The organism is Streptomyces sp. NPDC091682, from assembly GCF_044756625.1.
Lineage (GTDB): Bacteria > Actinomycetota > Actinomycetes > Streptomycetales > Streptomycetaceae > Streptomyces.
Genome location: NZ_JBIVTH010000003.1, coordinates 290984 through 307693 on the forward strand (window position 1 = coordinate 290984; position 16710 = coordinate 307693).

General features: G+C 71.3%; 17 protein-coding genes. 14 read left to right on the forward strand and 3 right to left on the reverse strand.

All coding sequences use genetic code 11. From position 1 onward, the window contains the following. Positions 1-12 precede the first annotated feature (12 nt). Positions 13-1128: a YihY/virulence factor BrkB family protein gene (locus tag ACIQK6_RS09390; protein ID WP_329098084.1), complete on the reverse strand. Its 1116-nt coding sequence runs from the start codon at positions 1126-1128 to the stop codon at positions 13-15. Between the two features lie 17 nt (positions 1129-1145). On the opposite strand from ACIQK6_RS09390, the gene ACIQK6_RS09395 reads away from it, so the two are divergent. The 14 genes from ACIQK6_RS09395 to ACIQK6_RS09460 all read left to right on the forward strand — a co-directional run bounded on the left by ACIQK6_RS09395 (position 1146) and on the right by ACIQK6_RS09460 (position 14821). Continuing rightward, positions 1146-2789, forward strand: coding sequence for an acyl-CoA dehydrogenase family protein (locus ACIQK6_RS09395; RefSeq protein WP_329098086.1), 1644 nt, complete (start codon positions 1146-1148; stop codon positions 2787-2789). 357 nt (positions 2790-3146) lie between these two features. Next, positions 3147-4409 (forward strand): GAF domain-containing protein, encoded by a 1263-nt coding sequence (locus ACIQK6_RS09400; protein ID WP_329107539.1) that lies wholly within the window; start codon positions 3147-3149, stop codon positions 4407-4409. 5 nt (positions 4410-4414) lie between these two features. Beyond that, positions 4415-4978 (forward strand): GNAT family N-acetyltransferase, encoded by a 564-nt coding sequence (locus tag ACIQK6_RS09405; protein WP_329098088.1) that lies wholly within the window; start codon positions 4415-4417, stop codon positions 4976-4978. A 214-nt stretch (positions 4979-5192) separates the two neighbouring features. Continuing rightward, a complete protein-coding gene (locus ACIQK6_RS09410) occupies positions 5193-5276 on the forward strand; it encodes a putative leader peptide (protein WP_312847410.1) in 84 nt (27 codons plus the stop codon). 214 nt (positions 5277-5490) lie between these two features. After that, entirely contained in the window at positions 5491-7197 is a 1707-nt protein-coding gene (locus ACIQK6_RS09415) for a nitrite/sulfite reductase (RefSeq protein WP_329098090.1), read from the forward strand. Further along, positions 7194-7391 (forward strand): hypothetical protein, encoded by a 198-nt coding sequence (locus tag ACIQK6_RS09420; RefSeq protein WP_329098092.1) that lies wholly within the window; start codon positions 7194-7196, stop codon positions 7389-7391. The genes ACIQK6_RS09415 and ACIQK6_RS09420 overlap by 4 nt, the downstream gene beginning before the upstream one ends. Next, positions 7388-8116: a phosphoadenylyl-sulfate reductase gene (locus ACIQK6_RS09425; RefSeq protein WP_329098094.1), complete on the forward strand. Its 729-nt coding sequence runs from the start codon at positions 7388-7390 to the stop codon at positions 8114-8116. Before ACIQK6_RS09420 ends, ACIQK6_RS09425 begins: the two co-directional genes overlap by 4 nt. A gap of 47 nt (positions 8117-8163) precedes the next feature. After that, positions 8164-8709: an adenylyl-sulfate kinase gene (gene cysC, locus ACIQK6_RS09430; RefSeq protein ID WP_402694611.1), complete on the forward strand. Its 546-nt coding sequence runs from the start codon at positions 8164-8166 to the stop codon at positions 8707-8709. Next, positions 8706-9644: a sulfate adenylyltransferase subunit CysD gene (gene cysD, locus ACIQK6_RS09435; protein ID WP_329098098.1), complete on the forward strand. Its 939-nt coding sequence runs from the start codon at positions 8706-8708 to the stop codon at positions 9642-9644. The genes cysC and cysD overlap by 4 nt, the downstream gene beginning before the upstream one ends. 2 nt (positions 9645-9646) lie before the next feature. Beyond that, entirely contained in the window at positions 9647-10996 is a 1350-nt protein-coding gene (locus tag ACIQK6_RS09440) for a GTP-binding protein (protein ID WP_329098100.1), read from the forward strand. A 215-nt stretch (positions 10997-11211) separates the two neighbouring features. Further along, positions 11212-12345 (forward strand): ABC transporter substrate-binding protein, encoded by a 1134-nt coding sequence (locus ACIQK6_RS09445; RefSeq protein ID WP_402694612.1) that lies wholly within the window; start codon positions 11212-11214, stop codon positions 12343-12345. A gap of 34 nt (positions 12346-12379) precedes the next feature. After that, a complete protein-coding gene (locus tag ACIQK6_RS09450; RefSeq protein WP_329098104.1) occupies positions 12380-13174 on the forward strand; it encodes an ABC transporter ATP-binding protein in 795 nt (264 codons plus the stop codon). Beyond that, a complete protein-coding gene (locus tag ACIQK6_RS09455; protein ID WP_329098106.1) occupies positions 13161-14057 on the forward strand; it encodes an ABC transporter permease in 897 nt (298 codons plus the stop codon). Before ACIQK6_RS09450 ends, ACIQK6_RS09455 begins: the two co-directional genes overlap by 14 nt. A 5-nt stretch (positions 14058-14062) precedes the next feature. Beyond that, the gene (locus ACIQK6_RS09460; RefSeq protein WP_329098109.1) at positions 14063-14821 is read left to right on the forward strand and encodes a sirohydrochlorin chelatase; all 759 of its coding nucleotides are present in this window, start codon (positions 14063-14065) and stop codon (positions 14819-14821) included. 1 nt (position 14822) lies between these two features. Here the strand turns inward: ACIQK6_RS09460 and ACIQK6_RS09465 are convergent, their stop codons facing one another. Together ACIQK6_RS09465 and ACIQK6_RS09470 are read right to left on the reverse strand one after the other, a co-directional pair. Then, a complete protein-coding gene (locus ACIQK6_RS09465) occupies positions 14823-15587 on the reverse strand; it encodes a low temperature requirement protein A (RefSeq protein WP_329098111.1) in 765 nt (254 codons plus the stop codon). A 147-nt stretch (positions 15588-15734) separates the two neighbouring features. Further along, complete coding sequence (locus tag ACIQK6_RS09470) at positions 15735-16706, reverse strand: antibiotic biosynthesis monooxygenase (protein ID WP_329098113.1); 972 nt, start codon at positions 16704-16706, stop codon at positions 15735-15737. Between the last annotated feature and the right edge of the window lie 4 nt (positions 16707-16710).

A 16710-nucleotide genomic window follows, 5' to 3' on the forward strand; every position in this document is an offset into this window, starting at 1 on the left:
CCGGTCGGGCCCTCAGTGCTTGCGCAGCCGGGAGTGGTAGTCCTCGGGCGGCAGGAACTTCGACCACCGCTCCGGGAACTCCGACGGCATCCCGTCGTCCTCGTCGTCCTCCGACTCGCCCTCCGCCATCGCCCGCCAGGCGGCGGCCCGCGCGATCAGCTGGGCGGCCTCCTCTTCCCGGGCCCGCTCGTTCGCCTCGCGCGCCGCCGCCGTGGCCACGGAGGGCCACACCCGGTCGATCGCGGCGTTGACGGCGGCCCCGACCAGCACCGCGAAGGCCGAGATGCCGATCCACAGGAGCACCGCCACGGGCGCGGCCAGTGATCCGTAGATCGTCGGCCCCTCCACCGTGTTGGTGAGGTAGATCCGCAGCAGGAACGAGCCCAGCACCCACATGGCGAGGGCCACCAGCGCCCCCGGCACGTCCTCGATCCACGGCGAGCGCACGGGCACGGACACGTGGTAGAGCGTGGTGAGGAAGGCGATGGACAGCAGGGTGACGGTGGGCCAGTACAGGACCGCGATCACTTCGGTGCCCCAGGGCACCAGCCGCACGACCGCGTCCGGGCCCACCACCATCAGCGGCAGCACGATCGCGCCGATCAGCAGGGCGATGACGTAGAGCAGGAAGGCCAGCAGCCGGGTCTTGACGATGCCGCGATGGCCGTCGAGCCCGTACATCACGGTGATGGTGTCGATGAAGACGTTGACGGCCCGGGATCCCGACCAGAGGGCGAAGGCGAAACCGAGCGAAATCAGGTCGGGGCGACCGCTGCGGGTGACGTCGTCCAGCAGTGGTCTGGCGATGTCGTTGACGCCCCGGTCGGACAGGACCGTGCCGACCGCCGCAAGGATGTTCTCCTCAATGCTTTCCACCGTACGGGTGTCGGTCCAGCCGTCCACGTAGCCGAGCAGGCCCAGCAGGCCCAGGAAGAGCGGGGGCAGCGAGAGCAGCGTGAAGAACGCCGCCTCCGCCGCGAGCCCGAGGATCCGGTACTCAATGCACGAGTTGACGGTGTCCTTCAGCAGCAGCCAGCCCATCTTCCGCATCGAGACGTTGCGGTAGAGGGCACGGGCCCGGTGGAGCCGTCCTGGGATCCGCTCGGGTGTTTCTTTTGCTGGCTGCACGTCCTTACGGTATCCGCATGGCAGCCACCACCCACACAGTCAGCAACCAGGCCCCGCCCCTGGTGGGGTACGACGTCTACGGCGGCGATCGGGCCCTCACCGAGGGCGTCGAGCGTCACCTCGCGGCCGCGGATCCCGAACTCCTCGACGAGGTAAGGGAGGAGCTCACCGACCTCGGGCAGGCGGCCGGTTCCGCGCAGGCCCAGGAATGGGGAGTGCAGTCGAACGAGAATCCGCCCAAGCTGCGGACGCACGACCGGTACGGGAACCGGATCGACGAGGTCGATTTCCACCCGTCCTGGCACCGGTTGCTGGGGCACGCCGTGACGTCCGGGCTCACCGACGCCTGGGGGCGTCCGGCCGGACACCTGCGCCGCGCCGCCGGGTTCTTCATCTGGTCGCAGGCCGAGGCGGGGCACGGCTGCCCCATCTCGATGACGCACGCCGCCGTGCCGGCGCTGCGCACCGATCCGGAGCTGGCTGCCGAATGGGAGCCGCGGCTGACCTCGCACGTGTACGAGCAGGGGCTGCGGCCGGCCGCCGAGAAGGGCGGTGTGCTCTTCGGCATGGGGATGACGGAGAAGCAGGGCGGCAGCGACGTACGGGCGAACACGACGGCCGCGGTACCGCTGGACGCGTCCGGCGAGTACCTGCTGACCGGGCACAAGTGGTTCTGCTCGGCGCCGATGTGCGACGGCTTCCTGGTGCTGGCGCAGGCTCCGGGCGGGCTGACCTGCTTCCTGGTGCCGCGGGTGCTGCCGGACGGGACGCACAACGTCTTCGCGATCCAGCGGCTGAAGGACAAGCTGGGCAACAAGTCGAACGCTTCGAGCGAGGTGGAGTTCGACGGGACCTGGGCGCGGCGGGTCGGTGAGGAGGGCCGCGGGGTGCGGACCATCATCGAGATGGTCGCGGCGACCCGGCTGGACTGCGTCATCGGCTCGGCCTCGCTGATGCGGCAGGCCCTGACGCAGGCCGTGCACCACGCGGAGCACCGCTCTGCTTTCGGAGCGCCGCTCATCGACCAGCCGCTGATGCGCAACGTGCTCGCCGATCTCGCCCTGGAGTCGGAGGCGGCCACCACCTTGACCCTGCGCCTGGCCGCCGCCAACGACGCCGCGACCGAGCAGGAGAAGGCCTTCCTGCGTCTCGCCGTTCCCGCCGCCAAGTACTGGGTGACCAAGCGCTGTACGCCGATGGTGGCGGAGGCCCTGGAATGTCTGGGGGGCAACGGCTACGTAGAGGAGTCGGGGCTGCCCAGACTGTTGCGCGAATCCCCGCTGAACTCCATCTGGGAGGGTTCGGGCAACGTGCAGGCGCTGGACGTACTGCGCGCCCTCCAGCGCGAGCCCCAGGCGCTGAACGCCTTCCTCCAGGAGGTCGGCCTGGCCCGGGGTGCCGACCACCGGCTGGATTCGGCCATCAAGGACCTGTTGACGGATCTCGCCGATCTGGAGGGCATCGAGGCACGAGCCCGCCGCGTGGTGGAGCGCATGGCGCTGGTGCTCCAGGGATCGCTGCTGGTGCGGTGGGCCCCGCCGGAGGTCGCGGACGCCTTCTGCGCCTCGCGGCTGGGCGGCGACTGGGGCGCGGCCTTCGGCACGCTGCCGCACAGCCTTGACCTGCGCGCGGTGGTGGAACGGGCGCGGATCGCGGGCTAGGAGAGAGCCCCCGTCGGGCTCCACGGCGGTCCCCAAACCGCTCCCAGCCGAGATCCGGGCCCATCACCGGTACAAGGGTGGCGCCGCGCCGACTCGGCACCACCCCTGATCCGAAGCCCCGAGGAGGAGCCGGCACGCCGCTCTGCGGCGTCCGGACAGTTTCGGTCGACCGACCGGGACTTGGCGAGAGTTGCATACCGTTGCAACCTTTGGAGTCGGCAGCCGTCCGTCGCAGTGCCCGGGGGAAGCAGCACCGCGGACCGCCCGGGCGGCCCGCGTCGTACGTCCTGTTCGCACGGGGAGGTTCCGGTGGCCGACACCACAGGCAGCACGGTCGATGCGGCACGCATCTCGGCCATGGACGCGCGGGCCGCGGCACGTCTGCTCAAGGGCGTGCGGGCGGCGGCACTGGCCGGGGACCGTCCCCCGGCCGCGCCCCGGCCGGAGATCGCGGAGTCCTGGCGCCGGATGCTGGCCGGCGGGGTGCACCCGGACCGGGACGCGCGCTCGCGGGTGCTGTCGGCCACCGAGACGGAGGAGCGGCGGCACGTGTCGCCGCTGCGGGAGGTCCTGCCGGTGCTGCGCGAGGGTCTGCTGCCGGCCCTGGACGAGGCCCTGCACATCATGGTCGTCGCCGACGCGGACGGGCGGCTGTTGTGGCGGGAGGGCCACTCCTCCATCCTGCGCAAGGCGGACCGGCTCGGCTTCGCGGTCGGCGCGGACTGGGACGAGGCCGTCGTCGGCACGAACGGGGTGGGCACCGCCCTGGTGACCCGGCGCCCGGTGCAGGTGTTCTCGGCCGAGCACTTCGTCTCCAGCCACCACGACTGGACCTGCGCGGGGGCGCCCGTACGGGACCCGCGCGACGGGCGGCTGCTGGGCGTGGTCGACGTCAGCGGTCCGCTGGCCACCATGCACCCGGCGACGCTGGCGTGGGTGAGCTCGGTGGCCCGGCTCGCGGAGCGGGAGCTGCGGCTGCGGCACCTGGAGTCGCTGGAGCGGCTGCGGATGGTGGCGGCCCCGCTGCTGGCCCGGCTGCCGGGGCGGGCGCTGGCCGTGGACCCGAGCGGCTGGACGGCGGCGGTGACGGGGCTGGCCCCGGCGGAGCGCATCCCGCTGCCGAAGGCCTTCGGACCGGGCCGCATGCGGGTGCCGCGGCTCGGGGAGTGCGTGGTGGAGCCGCTGCCCGGTGGCTGGCTGCTGCGGGTCGCCCAGGACCGGCACAGCACGGCGGTGACCCGGATCGTCCTGGACCTCAGCCGGGCGGGATGCTGGTCGGTGACGGTGTACGGACCCTCAGGGAGCTGGTCGCAGGAGCTGAGTCCGCGCCATGCGGAGCTGCTGTTCCTGCTGGCGCAGAGCCCGCGGGGGCGCTCGGCGGCGGAGCTGGCCGGCGAGCTGTTCGGGGATCCGACGCGCACGGTGACGGTCCGTGCGGAGCTGTCCCGCGTACGCCGCCACCTCGGGAGCGTCCTCACCCACCGGCCGTACCGGTTCGCGGAGGACGTGGAGGTGGAGCTGATCCGCCCCGAGGACCCGGCCGCACTGCTCCCGCACTCGACCGCGCCCGCGGTGGTCCGGGCCCGCCTGGGCCGCACGGGGCCCGGCATGATTCCCTGAGCTGCATGAGCACCATCACTCTCACCACCTGGTCGCTGGAGATGACCTCTCCGGCGGACCTCGTCCCGGCGGCTCCGGCGGGACCGGAGATATCCATCGCCCGGGCGGAGGTCCCCTCCCCCGAATTCAGCCGCTTCCTGTACGCCTCGGTGGGCGGCGACATCCACTGGACGGACCGGCTCTCCCTGACCCGCGCGCAGTGGGTCGAGCAGCTGGACCGACCGGGGGTGGAGACCTGGGTCGCGTACGACCGGGGCACGCCGGCCGGGTACGTGGAGCTCGACCCGCAGGACGACGGCGTGGTGGAGATCATGTACTTCGGCCTCCTCCCCGACTTCCGCGGCCGCCGCATCGGTGGGCACCTGCTGTCGGTGGGCGTCGCCCGCGCCTGGTCCCTCGCGGAGCGCTGGCCGGAGCTGGAGCCGACCCGACGGGTGTGGGTGCACACCTGCAGCCAGGACGGGCCGACGGCGATGAGCAACTACGAGCGGCGCGGCTTCAAGGTCTTCAAGACGGAGACGGAGTCCAAGGTGGAAACCCCGACCCCCGGCCCGTGGCCCGGCGCGTAGCCCCTCCGGGGTCGGTCGGCCGAGCGGGCCGGCTCCGCCGACCCCGGGGCTCCGCCCCGTACCCCGCGCACCGAACCCCGGGCGCGGCCGAAATGCGATGCCCGCCCGGCTTCGATAGGTGACCCCCGTCACGCCATCCCATGATTCGAGACGAGTTCGTCCGAATCGTGGACAGTAGTGGACTCCTCCAATCGGCACATGACACGCTTCCGCCATGAATGGAGCTGGAATTGCCTTGGTGAGTCGGCGGCACGTCGACCTCGGCCGCATGTCCAGCGCCATCTGTCCGGCGCGCTGACGGAACCAGCCACGCCGCATATCGCCGTCGTCCCCGCCGCCGCGGACGCGCCGATCACCCGCTTGCCCCCTGAGGTCGTAGTACCGCCCTGCCCGCCGGCAACCCCGGCGCGGAGCGGGAATCAGCCACACCCGCTCGGAGTCGCCGAGCCCGCAGGGGAGCGCCGTCGCCTCCCCTGCCCTTGCCTCGAGCCGCCGAAGAAGGACGTACCGCCATGGCCGCCACCCCCGAAACGCCCGCGCCCGCCGCCGCAGCCGCCGCGCGCCGCAAGACCGGCCGTCACCGCGGCGAGGGCCAGTGGGCCGTCGGACACCACACGCCCCTCAACGGCAACGAGCAGTTCAAGAAGGACGATGACGGTCTCAACGTGCGGACACGCATTGAGACGATCTACTCCAAGCGCGGGTTCGACTCGATCGACCCCAACGACCTGCGCGGCCGCATGCGCTGGTGGGGCCTCTACACCCAGCGCAAGCCCGGGATCGACGGCGGCAAGACCGCGATCCTGGAGCCGGAGGAGCTGGACGACGAGTACTTCATGCTGCGCGTCCGCATCGACGGCGGCCGGCTGACCACCGAGCAGCTCCGCGTGATCGGCGAGATCTCGGAGGAGTTCGCGCGCGGCACCGCCGACCTCACCGACCGCCAGAACGTGCAGTACCACTGGATCCGGATCGAGGACGTCCCGGAGATCTGGCGCCGGCTGGAGGCCGTGGGCCTGTCCACCACCGAGGCCTGCGGTGACACGCCCCGCGTCATCCTCGGCTCGCCGGTCGCCGGCATCGCCCAGGACGAGATCATCGACGGCACCCCCGCCATCGACGAGATCTACCGCCGCATTGTCGGCAACAAGGACTTCTCCAACCTGCCCCGCAAGTTCAAGTCCGCGATCTCCGGTTCACCGCTCCTCGACGTGGCGCACGAGATCAACGACATCGCGTTCGTGGGCGTGGACCACCCCGAGCACGGCCCCGGCTTCGACGTCTGGGTCGGCGGCGGCCTGTCCACCAACCCGAAGCTGGGTGTGCGCCTGGGCACCTGGGTCTCGCTCGACGAGGTCCCGGACGTCTACGAGGGCGTCATCTCGATCTTCCGTGACTACGGCTACCGCCGGCTGCGCAACCGCGCCCGCCTGAAGTTCCTCGTCGCCGACTGGGGCCCGGTCAAGTTCCGCCAGGTCCTGGAGGACGAGTACCTGAAGCGCAAGCTGACCGACGGTCCCGCGCCCGCGCAGCCGAGCGGCCAGTGGCGCGACCACGTGGGCGTCCACCAGCAGAAGGACGGCAAGTTCTACGTCGGCTTCGCGCCCCGCGTGGGCCGCGTGGACGGCGCCACCCTCACCAAGATCGCCGACGTGGCGGCACAGCACGGCTCCGGCCGCCTGCGCACCACCGCCGAGCAGAAGATGATCGTGCTCGACATCGAGGCCGACCAGGTCGACTCGGTGGTCGGGGCGCTGGAGGCGCTGGACCTGCGGGTCAAGCCGTCCCCGTTCCGCCGCGGCACGATGGCCTGCACCGGCATCGAGTTCTGCAAGCTGGCCATCGTCGAGACCAAGGCGCGCGGCGCCTCGCTGATCGACGAGCTGGAGCGCCGCCTGCCGGACTTCGCCGAGCCGCTCACCATCAACATCAACGGCTGCCCGAACGCCTGCGCCCGCATCCAGGTGGCGGACATCGGCCTCAAGGGCCAGCTGGTCCTGGACGACGACGGCAACCAGGTGGAGGGCTACCAGGTCCACCTCGGCGGCGCCCTCGGCCTCGAGGCCGGCTTCGGCCGCAAGGTCCGCGGCCTCAAGGTCACCTCCGCCGGTCTGCCCGACTACGTCGAGCGGGTCGTCAAGCACTACGAGGAGCAGCGCGAGGACGGCGAGCGCTTCGCGGCGTGGGTCGCCCGCGCGGACGAGAAGAGCCTCTCGTGAGCGAGCGCGCGGCACCGTTCTACTGCCCCTACTGCGGCGACGAGGACCTGTTCCCCAACGAGTCGGGTCACGGCGCGTGGGAATGCAGGGCCTGCAACCGGGCCTTCCAGCTGAAGTACCTCGGGCTGCTGGCCCGGGGCGTTCAGTCGGATTCAGCGGGATCAGCAGGGTCAGCGGGAGGGGACGGAATATGACCACCACTCAAGACGCGAGTCCCACAGCCGGGGAGCTCGAGGCTGCGGCGCTCCAAGACCTGGCCGAGCGTGCGGGCCGGGACCTGGAGGACGCTTCCGCGCTGGACATCCTGCGCTGGGCGGTCGACACCTTCGGCAAGGAGTTCGCCGTGACCTCCTCCATGGAGGACGCGGTCGTCGCGCACCTGGCCTCGCGGGTCCTCCCCGGCGTGGACGTGGTCTTCCTCGACACGGGCTACCACTTCGAGGAGACCATCGGCACCCGTGACGCGGTCGAGGCCGTGATGGACGTCAACGTCATCACGCTGACCCCGCGTCAGAGCGTCGCCGAACAGGACGCCGCGTACGGGCCGAAGCTGCACGACCGGGACCCCGACCTGTGCTGCGCGCTGCGCAAGGTCAAGCCGCTGGAAGAGGGCCTGACGGCCTACCGCGCGTGGGCGACGGGCCTGCGCCGCGACGAGTCCCCGACCCGGGCGAACACCCCGGTGGTCGGCTGGGACGAGAAGCGGCAGAAGGTCAAGGTCTCCCCGATCGCGCGCTGGACCCAGGACGACGTGGAGGCGTACGTCGCCGAGCACGGCGTACTCACCAACCCGCTGCTGATGGACGGCTACGCCTCCGTGGGCTGCGCCCCGTGCACCCGGCGCGTCGCCGAGGGCGAGGACGCGCGGGCCGGCCGCTGGGCCGGGCGGGGCAAGACCGAGTGCGGACTGCACGGCTGATGACGACCGTCGAAGAACTTGTCGAAGAACGTACGGAGACAGAGCAGATGAGCGTGAGCGACCAGGGCGCCACCGTGTGGCTGACCGGGCTGCCGAGCGCGGGCAAGACCACCATCGCCTACGCGCTGGCCGAACGGCTGAGCGCCGAGGGCCACCGGGTGGAGGTGCTCGACGGGGACGAGATCCGCGAGTTCCTCTCCGCGGGCCTGGGCTTCACCCGCGAGGACCGGCACACCAACGTGCAGCGGATCGGCTTCGTCGCCGAGCTCCTCGCGAGCAACGGGGTCAAGGCGCTGGTGCCGGTGATCGCACCGTTCGCGGACAGCCGTGAGGCCGTCCGGGGGCGGCACGCCGTCGAGGGCACCTCGTACCTGGAGGTCCACGTGGCCACCCCGGTCGAGGTCTGCTCGGAGCGTGACGTCAAGGGCCTGTACGCCAAGCAGGCGGCGGGCGAGATCTCCGGTCTGACCGGGGTCGACGACCCGTACGAGGCACCGGACTCCCCGGACCTGCGCATCGAGTCGCACACGCAGACCGTGCAGGAGTCGGCCTCGGCCCTGCACGCGCTGCTCACCGAGAGGGGTCTGGCATGACGACGACCGTCGCACACGTCCACGGCGAGACGGATGCGCCCTACGCGCTGTCACACCTCGACGCCCTCGAGTCCGAGGCCGTGCACATCTTCCGCGAGGTGGCGGGCGAGTTCGAGAAGCCGGTGATCCTGTTCTCCGGCGGCAAGGACTCCATCGTCATGCTGCACCTGGCGCTGAAGGCGTTCGCGCCGGCACCGGTGCCGTTCACGCTGTTGCACGTCGACACGGGCCACAACTTCCCCGAGGTGCTGGAGTACCGCGACCGTACGGTCGAGAAGCACGGCCTGCGCCTGCACGTGGCCTCCGTCCAGGAGTACATCGACGCGGGGAAGCTGCGCGAGCGCCCGGACGGCACCCGCAACCCGCTGCAGACCGTGCCGCTGACCGAAGCGATCCAGAAGCTGAAGTTCGACGCCGTCTTCGGCGGCGGCCGCCGCGACGAGGAGAAGGCCCGCGCCAAGGAGCGGGTGTTCAGCCTCCGCGACGAGTTCTCGCAGTGGGACCCGCGCCGCCAGCGCCCCGAGCTGTGGCAGCTCTACAACGGCCGCCACGCCCCCGGCGAGCACGTGCGGGTCTTCCCGCTCTCGAACTGGACCGAGCTGGACGTCTGGCAGTACATCGCCCGCGAGGGCATCGAGCTGCCGGAGATCTACTTCGCCCACGAGCGCGAGGTGTTCCTGCGCAACGGGATGTGGCTGACGGCCGGCGAGTGGGGCGGCCCGAAGGAAGGCGAGACGCCCGAGACGCGTCTCATCCGCTACCGGACCGTCGGTGACATGTCCTGCACCGGCGCCGTCGACTCCGACGCCGCCACGCTGGACGCCGTGATCGCCGAGATCGCCGTCTCCCGCCTCACCGAGCGGGGCGCGACCCGCGCCGACGACAAGATGTCCGAGGCCGCGATGGAAGACCGCAAGCGCGAAGGGTACTTCTAGACATGAGCAGCACCACCGAGCAGGTCGCCCACCTGGCCGACCTCGCAGCGACCACCCTGCTGCGCTTCGCGACCGCAGGTTCCGTCGACGACGGCAAGTCCACCCTGGTGGGCCGGCTGCTGCACGACTCCAAGTCGGTCCTGACCGACCAGATGGAGGCCGTCGAGGCCGTCTCCGCCCAGCGTGGCCAGGAGGCCCCCGACCTCGCGCTGCTGACCGACGGCCTGCGGGCCGAGCGGGAGCAGGGCATCACCATCGACGTCGCGTACCGGTACTTCGCCACCGCGCGCCGCCGGTTCATCCTCGCGGACACCCCCGGGCACGTGCAGTACACCCGGAACATGGTCACCGGCGCCTCCACCGCCGACCTGGCCGTGGTCCTCGTCGACGCCCGCAACGGCGTGATCGAGCAGACCCGCCGGCACGCGGCCGTGGCCGCGCTGCTGCGCGTCCCGCACGTGGTCCTGGCCGTCAACAAGATGGACCTGGTGGGCTACCAGGAGTCGGTCTTCGCGGCCATCGCCGAGGAGTTCACCGCGTACGCCTCCGACCTCGGCGTCCCGGAGATCACCGCGATCCCGATCTCGGCCCTGGCCGGCGACAACGTGGTCGACGCCTCCGCCAACATGGACTGGTACGGCGGCCCCACGGTGCTGGAGCACCTGGAGACCGTCCCGGTCAGCCACGACCTCACCGCCTGCCCGGCACGTTTCCCGGTGCAGTACGTGATCCGTCCGCAGTCCGCCGCGCACCCCGACTACCGCGGCTACGCGGGCCAGATCGCCTCCGGCGTGCTGCGCGTCGGCGAGGCCGTGACCGTCCTGCCGTCCGGCCGGACCTCGGTCATCGAGGGCATCGACGCGCTCGGCGAGAGCGTGGACATCGCCTGGGCCCCGCAGTCGGTGACGCTGCGCCTGAAGGACGACATCGACATCTCGCGCGGCGACCTGATCGCGCCCTCCGCGAACGCGCCGGCCACCACGCAGGACGTCGAGGCGACGGTCTGCCACGTGGCCGACCAGCCGCTGGCCGTCGGCGCCCGGGTGCTGATCAAGCACACCACGCGCACGGTCAAGGCGATCGTCAAGGAGATCCCCTCGCGGCTGACCCTGGACGACCTGTCCCAGCACCCGAACCCCGGGCAGCTGGTGGCCAACGACATCGGCCGCGTCGTCGTCCGCACCGCCGAGCCCCTCGCGCTCGACGCGTACGCCGACTCGCGCCGCACCGGCTCCTTCCTGCTGATCGACCCCGCGGACGGAACCACCCTGGCGGCAGGCATGGCGGGCGAATCCTTCGCCTCCACGGCCGAGACCACCGTCCAGACCGACGAGGAAGGTTGGGACTTCTAACCCATGCTCCCCGACATCTACTCCACCTTCGCGAAGGAGGGCGGCCGTGTGGGCAGCGGCGCCCTCGGCAGCGGCCAGGGAGGGGTTGCGCGATGTGCGCGATGACGTACGCGCACCGCATGCGCGCCCACACCCCCCACCAGCCGTACCCGCCATCGCTCCACAAACGAAGACGCGCGTCATGAGATGACGCCGTCACGAGAGGAAGTCCTCCCGTGTCTGCCACCGGTAACCGCACCACCTCCCGCTCCACGCTCCGCCGCGGCATCGTCGCCGCCGCCGCCCTGCCCCTCCTGATCGGTGCGCTCGCTTCCTGCGGCTACGGTTCCGAGGCCGAGAAGGACGAGCCGAAGGCCGCCGACGCGGCCGACGCCGGCAAGAAGCTCTCGGCCCCTGAGGTGCGGATCGGGTACTTCCCCAACCTGACGCACGCCACCGCGCTGGTCGGACTCCAGGAAGGCCTGATCGAGAAGGAACTGAACGGCACCAAGATCAAGCCGCAGTCCTTCAACGCCGGCCCGTCCGAGATCGAAGCCCTCAACGGCGGCTCTCTCGACATCGGTTTCATCGGCCCCTCGCCCTCCATCAACGGCTACGTGAAGTCCAAGGGCTCGAACCTGCGGATCATCTCCGGTTCCGCCTCCGGCGGCGTCAAGCTCGTCGTGAACCCGGACAAGATCAAGACCCTGGACGACCTCAAGGGCAAGAAGATCGCCACCCCGCAGAAGGGGAACACGCAGGACGTCGCGTTCCTCAACTGGATCTCCGAAAAGGGCTGGAAGGTCGACCCCGAATCCGGCAAGGGTGACGTCTCCGTCGTCCGCACCGACAACAAGGTGACCCCGGACGCGTTCAAGCAGGGCTCGATCGACGGCGCCTGGGTGCCGGAGCCCACGGCCTCCAAGCTCGTCTCCGACGGCGGCTCCGTCCTCCTCGACGAGACCGCCCTGTGGCCCGACAAGAAGTTCGTGATCACGAACATCATCGTGTCGCAGAAGTTCCTCAAGGAGCACCCGGACGTCGTCGAGGCCGTGCTGCGCGGCACGGTGAAGACCAACGAGTGGATCCACGCCAACCAGGACGAGGCCAAGGCCTCCGCCAACGCGCGCCTCGCGGCCGAGGGTGGCAAGCCGCTCGACGCGAAGGTCATCGACCCGGCGTGGCCCAGCATCGCCATCACCGACGACCCGCTGGCCGCCACGCTGAAGACGCAGTCGGAGTGGGCGGTCAAGGCCAAGCTCATCGAGCAGCCCGACCTGGCCGGGATCTACGACCTGACGCTCCTGAACAAGGTGCTGAAGGCCGCCGGCAAGCCCGAGGTCTCCGACGCCGGTCTCGGCGCCAAGTAACCCCGCGATCCCGCAATCCCAGGAGGTGACGACCATGGCCACCACGCTTGCCAAGGCTGCCGAGGGCTCCGCCCTGGAGCGCACCCACGCCGCCCGCATCGAGCACGTCTCGAAGTCCTTCTCCGGCCCGGCCGGATCGCAGCTCGTCCTGGACGACATCAGCCTCGATGTCGCTCCCGGCGAGTTCGTCACCCTCCTGGGTGCCTCGGGGTGCGGGAAGTCCACGCTGCTGAACCTGGTCGCCGGCCTGGACAAGCCGTCCGCGGGGTCCATCGAGACCCCCGGCGGCCGTCCGGCGCTGATGTTCCAGGAGCACGCCCTCTTCCCGTGGCTGACCGCGGGCAAGAACATCGAACTCGCCCTGCGCCTGCGCGGGGTGGCCAAGGCCGACCGCCGCCTTGAGGCGGAGCGGCTGCTGGAGCTGGTCCGCCTCGGCGGCGCGTACGGCAAGCGCGTGCACGAGCTGTCCGGCGGCATGCGCCAGCGCGTGGCCCTGGCCCGGGCGCTCGCCCAGGACAGCCGGCTGCTGCTGATGGACGAGCCGTTCGCCGCGCTCGACGCCATCACCCGGGACGTGCTGCACGGCGAACTCACCCGCATCTGGGCGGAGACGGGGCTGTCCATCCTCTTCGTCACCCACAACGTGCGCGAGGCCGTCCGCCTCGCCCAGCGCGTGGTCCTGCTCTCCTCCCGGCCCGGCCGGGTCGCGAAGGAATGGACCGTGGACATCCCGCAGCCGCGCCGCATCGAGGACGCGGACGTGGCGGAACTGTCCCTGGAGATCACTGAACACCTGCGTGGGGAGATCCGCCGCCATGGCCAGCACTGACACCACTTCGAAGGCCACGGGCAGGACCGACGACCTGGCCGGCCTGGAGGCGGGCCTCGACGCCCTCGACGCGGTCCAGACCCACCGCACCCCGGTCCGGGAGATCCTCGTCAAGAAGGTCTTCCCGCCGGTCCTGGCCGTGAGCCTGGTGCTCCTGGTCTGGCAGGTCCTCGTCGCGACGCACGTCACCGAAGAGACCAAGCTGCCCGCGCTGTCCGCGGTGTGGGACAGCCTGTCCGACATGTGGCTCAAGGGCACGCTGCTGGAGGTCGTCTGGACCAGCGTCTCCCGCGGTCTGCTCGGCTTCCTGCTGGCCCTGGCCATCGGCACGCCGCTGGGCCTGCTCGTCGCCCGGGTAAAGTTCGTCCGCGCCGCGATCGGCCCGATCCTGCAGGGCTTGCAGTCGCTGCCGTCGGTGGCCTGGGTGCCGCCGGCCGTCCTGTGGTTCGGCCTGAACGACGCGATGATGTTCACGGTGATCCTGCTGGGCGCCGTCCCGTCCATCGCCAACGGCCTCGTCTCCGGCATCGACCAGATCCCGCCGCTGTACTTGCGGGCCGGCCGCACCCTGGGGGCCACCGGTCTGGCCGGGGCCCGGCACATCGTCATGCCGGCCGCGCTGCCCGGCTACCTGGCCGGACTGAAGCAGGGCTGGGCCTTCTCCTGGCGCTCGCTGATGGCCGCCGAGATCATCGCCTCCTCGCCCGATCTGGGCCTGGGCCTGGGCCAGCTCCTGGAGAACGGCCGCAACAACATCGACCTGCCGGGCGTGTTCCTCGCGATCATCCTGATCCTGGTCGTCGGCATCGCCATCGACCTGCTGATCTTCAGCCCGGTCGAGCGGTGGGTGCTGCGCAGCCGCGGCCTGCTGGCGAAGAGCTGATCGCCATGGACCGCGCCCTCCTGGTCATCGCCCACGGCAGCCGCGACCCGCGGCACGCGGCGACCGTGCACGCCCTGACGGGGCGCGTGCGGGCGCTGCGGCCGGGGCTGCGCGTGGAGACGGCCTTCCTGGACTTCAACACCCCGACGGTGGGGCAGGCCCTGTCCTCGCTCTACCTGTCCGGCGTACGGGAGGTCGTGGCGCTCCCGCTGCTGCTGACCCGCGCCTTCCACGCGAAGTCCGACATCCCGGCGGCGCTCGCCGAGTCGACCTCGCGCCTGCCGGGGCTGTCGGTGCGGGTGGCGGACGTCCTCGGGCCGTCCCCGCTCCTGTTGACCGCCCTGGAACGCCGGCTCACCGAAGCCGGCCTCACCCCGGCGGACCGCGCCACCACCGCCGTGGTGCTCGCGTCCGCCGGCTCCTCCGACCCGGAGGCGATCGCAGCGATCGCTGAAACCGCGCGGGAGTGGCGGCGCACCGGTTGGTGTGCCGTGCGGCCTGCGTTCGCCTCCGCCGCACTGCCCCGTACGGAGGACGCCGTACGGGCCCTGCGCGCCGAGGGCTTCGAGCGGGTGGCCGTGGCCCCGTACGTCATCGCCCCCGGCCGTCTCCCGGACCGCATCGCGGCCGGCGCCGGCGCCGCGGGCGCGGACGTCGTCGCCGAGGTCCTGGGCGCGGCCCCGGAACTAGCCCGGCTGCTGCTGCGCCGCTTCGACGCGGCCGCGACGGCGGCGGCGGCCCGGCTGCCGGCCCTGACGGCGTAGCTCAGGCCGTCGCAGCCCTGCGGCGGCGGGCCGACAGGGCCCGGGCGTACAGCAGGTGGACGATCGCTTCGGCGGCGAGCAGCAGGACCACCAGCCAGGGCGCCAGTGCGTCCGAGACCGCTGCGACCAGGACCGGAACGGCGATGCCGAGCACGATGATGACGAACAGCCCGACCCGCTCGACCAGGTGCCCGGTGTCGAGCCGTCCCGGGACACCGCGGCCCCGGGCGGTGAGCAGCAAGACCATCTCGGCGGCGATCAAGGCCGCCCACACGGCGTACTGCCAGGGCGCGGGAACGGCCGCCGAGGCCGCCCACAGGAGCCCGGAGAGCAGGCAGTAGCTCAGCGGCCGCCAGCGGGGGACCCGGTGCGGGGCGGGGAAGCGGGTGGCGGGCCACCAGAGGCCGAGGAGGACCAGTCGGGTTCCCGCGTACCCCAGGGCGTACACCGCGCCGCGGGTGCTGTCGGCCTCGGGTACCGCCGCGGCCATGGCGGCCAGGCAGAGCATGGCGAAGAGCATCAGCAGCCGGCGCCGGGCGCCGTCGTCCTCGAAGAGGTTCGCCGAGACCGTCAGGTTGATCCACATCCACCAGGGCGGGAAGAAGAGTCCGAGGAAGACGGCGAAGTCCCGCAGTCCCGGGTCGCCGTGCAGCTCGTGCGAGAGCTGGGCGGCGAAGGCCACGAAGACGAGGTCGAAGAACAGCTCGAGCCAGGCGGCGTGGCGGCTCTCCCGCTCGCGCGGCGCCGCCGCATCCAACGCACTCATCGGGGCTTTCCGTCCGGGGTTCGCGTACGAACTCCGAGCCTGCCCCCGCCCCCGCCCCCGCCGCTCCCAGCACCGGCGCACCGCCGGGTCATCCGGACGGGCCAAGAGCGTCCGCGGTGTCCGCGGCGCACCCCGGCCCGGGCGGGGTCAGGGCAGGGTCCAGATCCGGGTGGTCACCAGGTAGAAGGCCACGACCCAGAAGGCGAGCAGGAGGGTGACGATCCCGATGCCGATGAGGTTGCTCCTGGCCGGCGCCTCGTCCGGCGACGGGCGCAGCCACCGCCCCAGGAGCGGGTTCACGTAGTAGGGCATCGTCAAGAAGCTCATGACGAGGCTCGACAGCAGGTTCCCCACGAGCAGGCCCAGCCAGAGCGGCATCTTCAGCGGTGACGTGGCGAGCGCCAGGAGGACCACGGTCGGGTACAGGCCGACCCAGACCGCGATGGCGGTCTTGGTGACCGAGGGCGGGGGCGCCTCCCTGCCGTTCTCCTCGAAGGCGAACCAGCTGCCGAAGGAGTTGTCAATCGTGCGCAGTTTGAAGTCGAACTCCTTTCCCTCGGCGAGGACCTTGTGCCTGCGGTCCGAGGTCAGCCAGGCGTCGAGGTGTTCGGCGTTGTCGAACCGGTACAGGGTGGTCCACTCCTCCTGGACCCCTTCGATGGGCGGGAAGAACTCGCTTCCGCGGAAGCCTTCGAACCTGCTCTCCTCCTCGGTCATCCGGCGCTGCCACGCGAGGAAGTCCTCGACGTGCTCCGGGTGAACGCGGTGGGTGATCACCACGGTCACCAGCGGATCCTGTGCGGGGGCGTGGCCGCTGACCACCTGCTGGGTTCCGGGGCCGTCGAGGTACGCGTCGCCGACTTCGAGGAGCTCCTGCCGGGTCGAGCTGTTGATCCACGCCTGCAGGTGGGGTATCGAGTCGTACCGGTAGACCACGACCCATTCGGGTTGCAGGGTGGTCGGCGGGGCGACCTCGACGCCGAGGTACCCGTCGTACTCAGCGGCGGCGGCGTTGACGCCCTGCTGCCACCTCTCGTACTCCTGCTCCCGTCCGGGCAGTACCTTCTGGGCGATGATCGCCGTGGCCTCGGCGTCTTCCCGCTGCTTCTCGGTGTCCATGGGC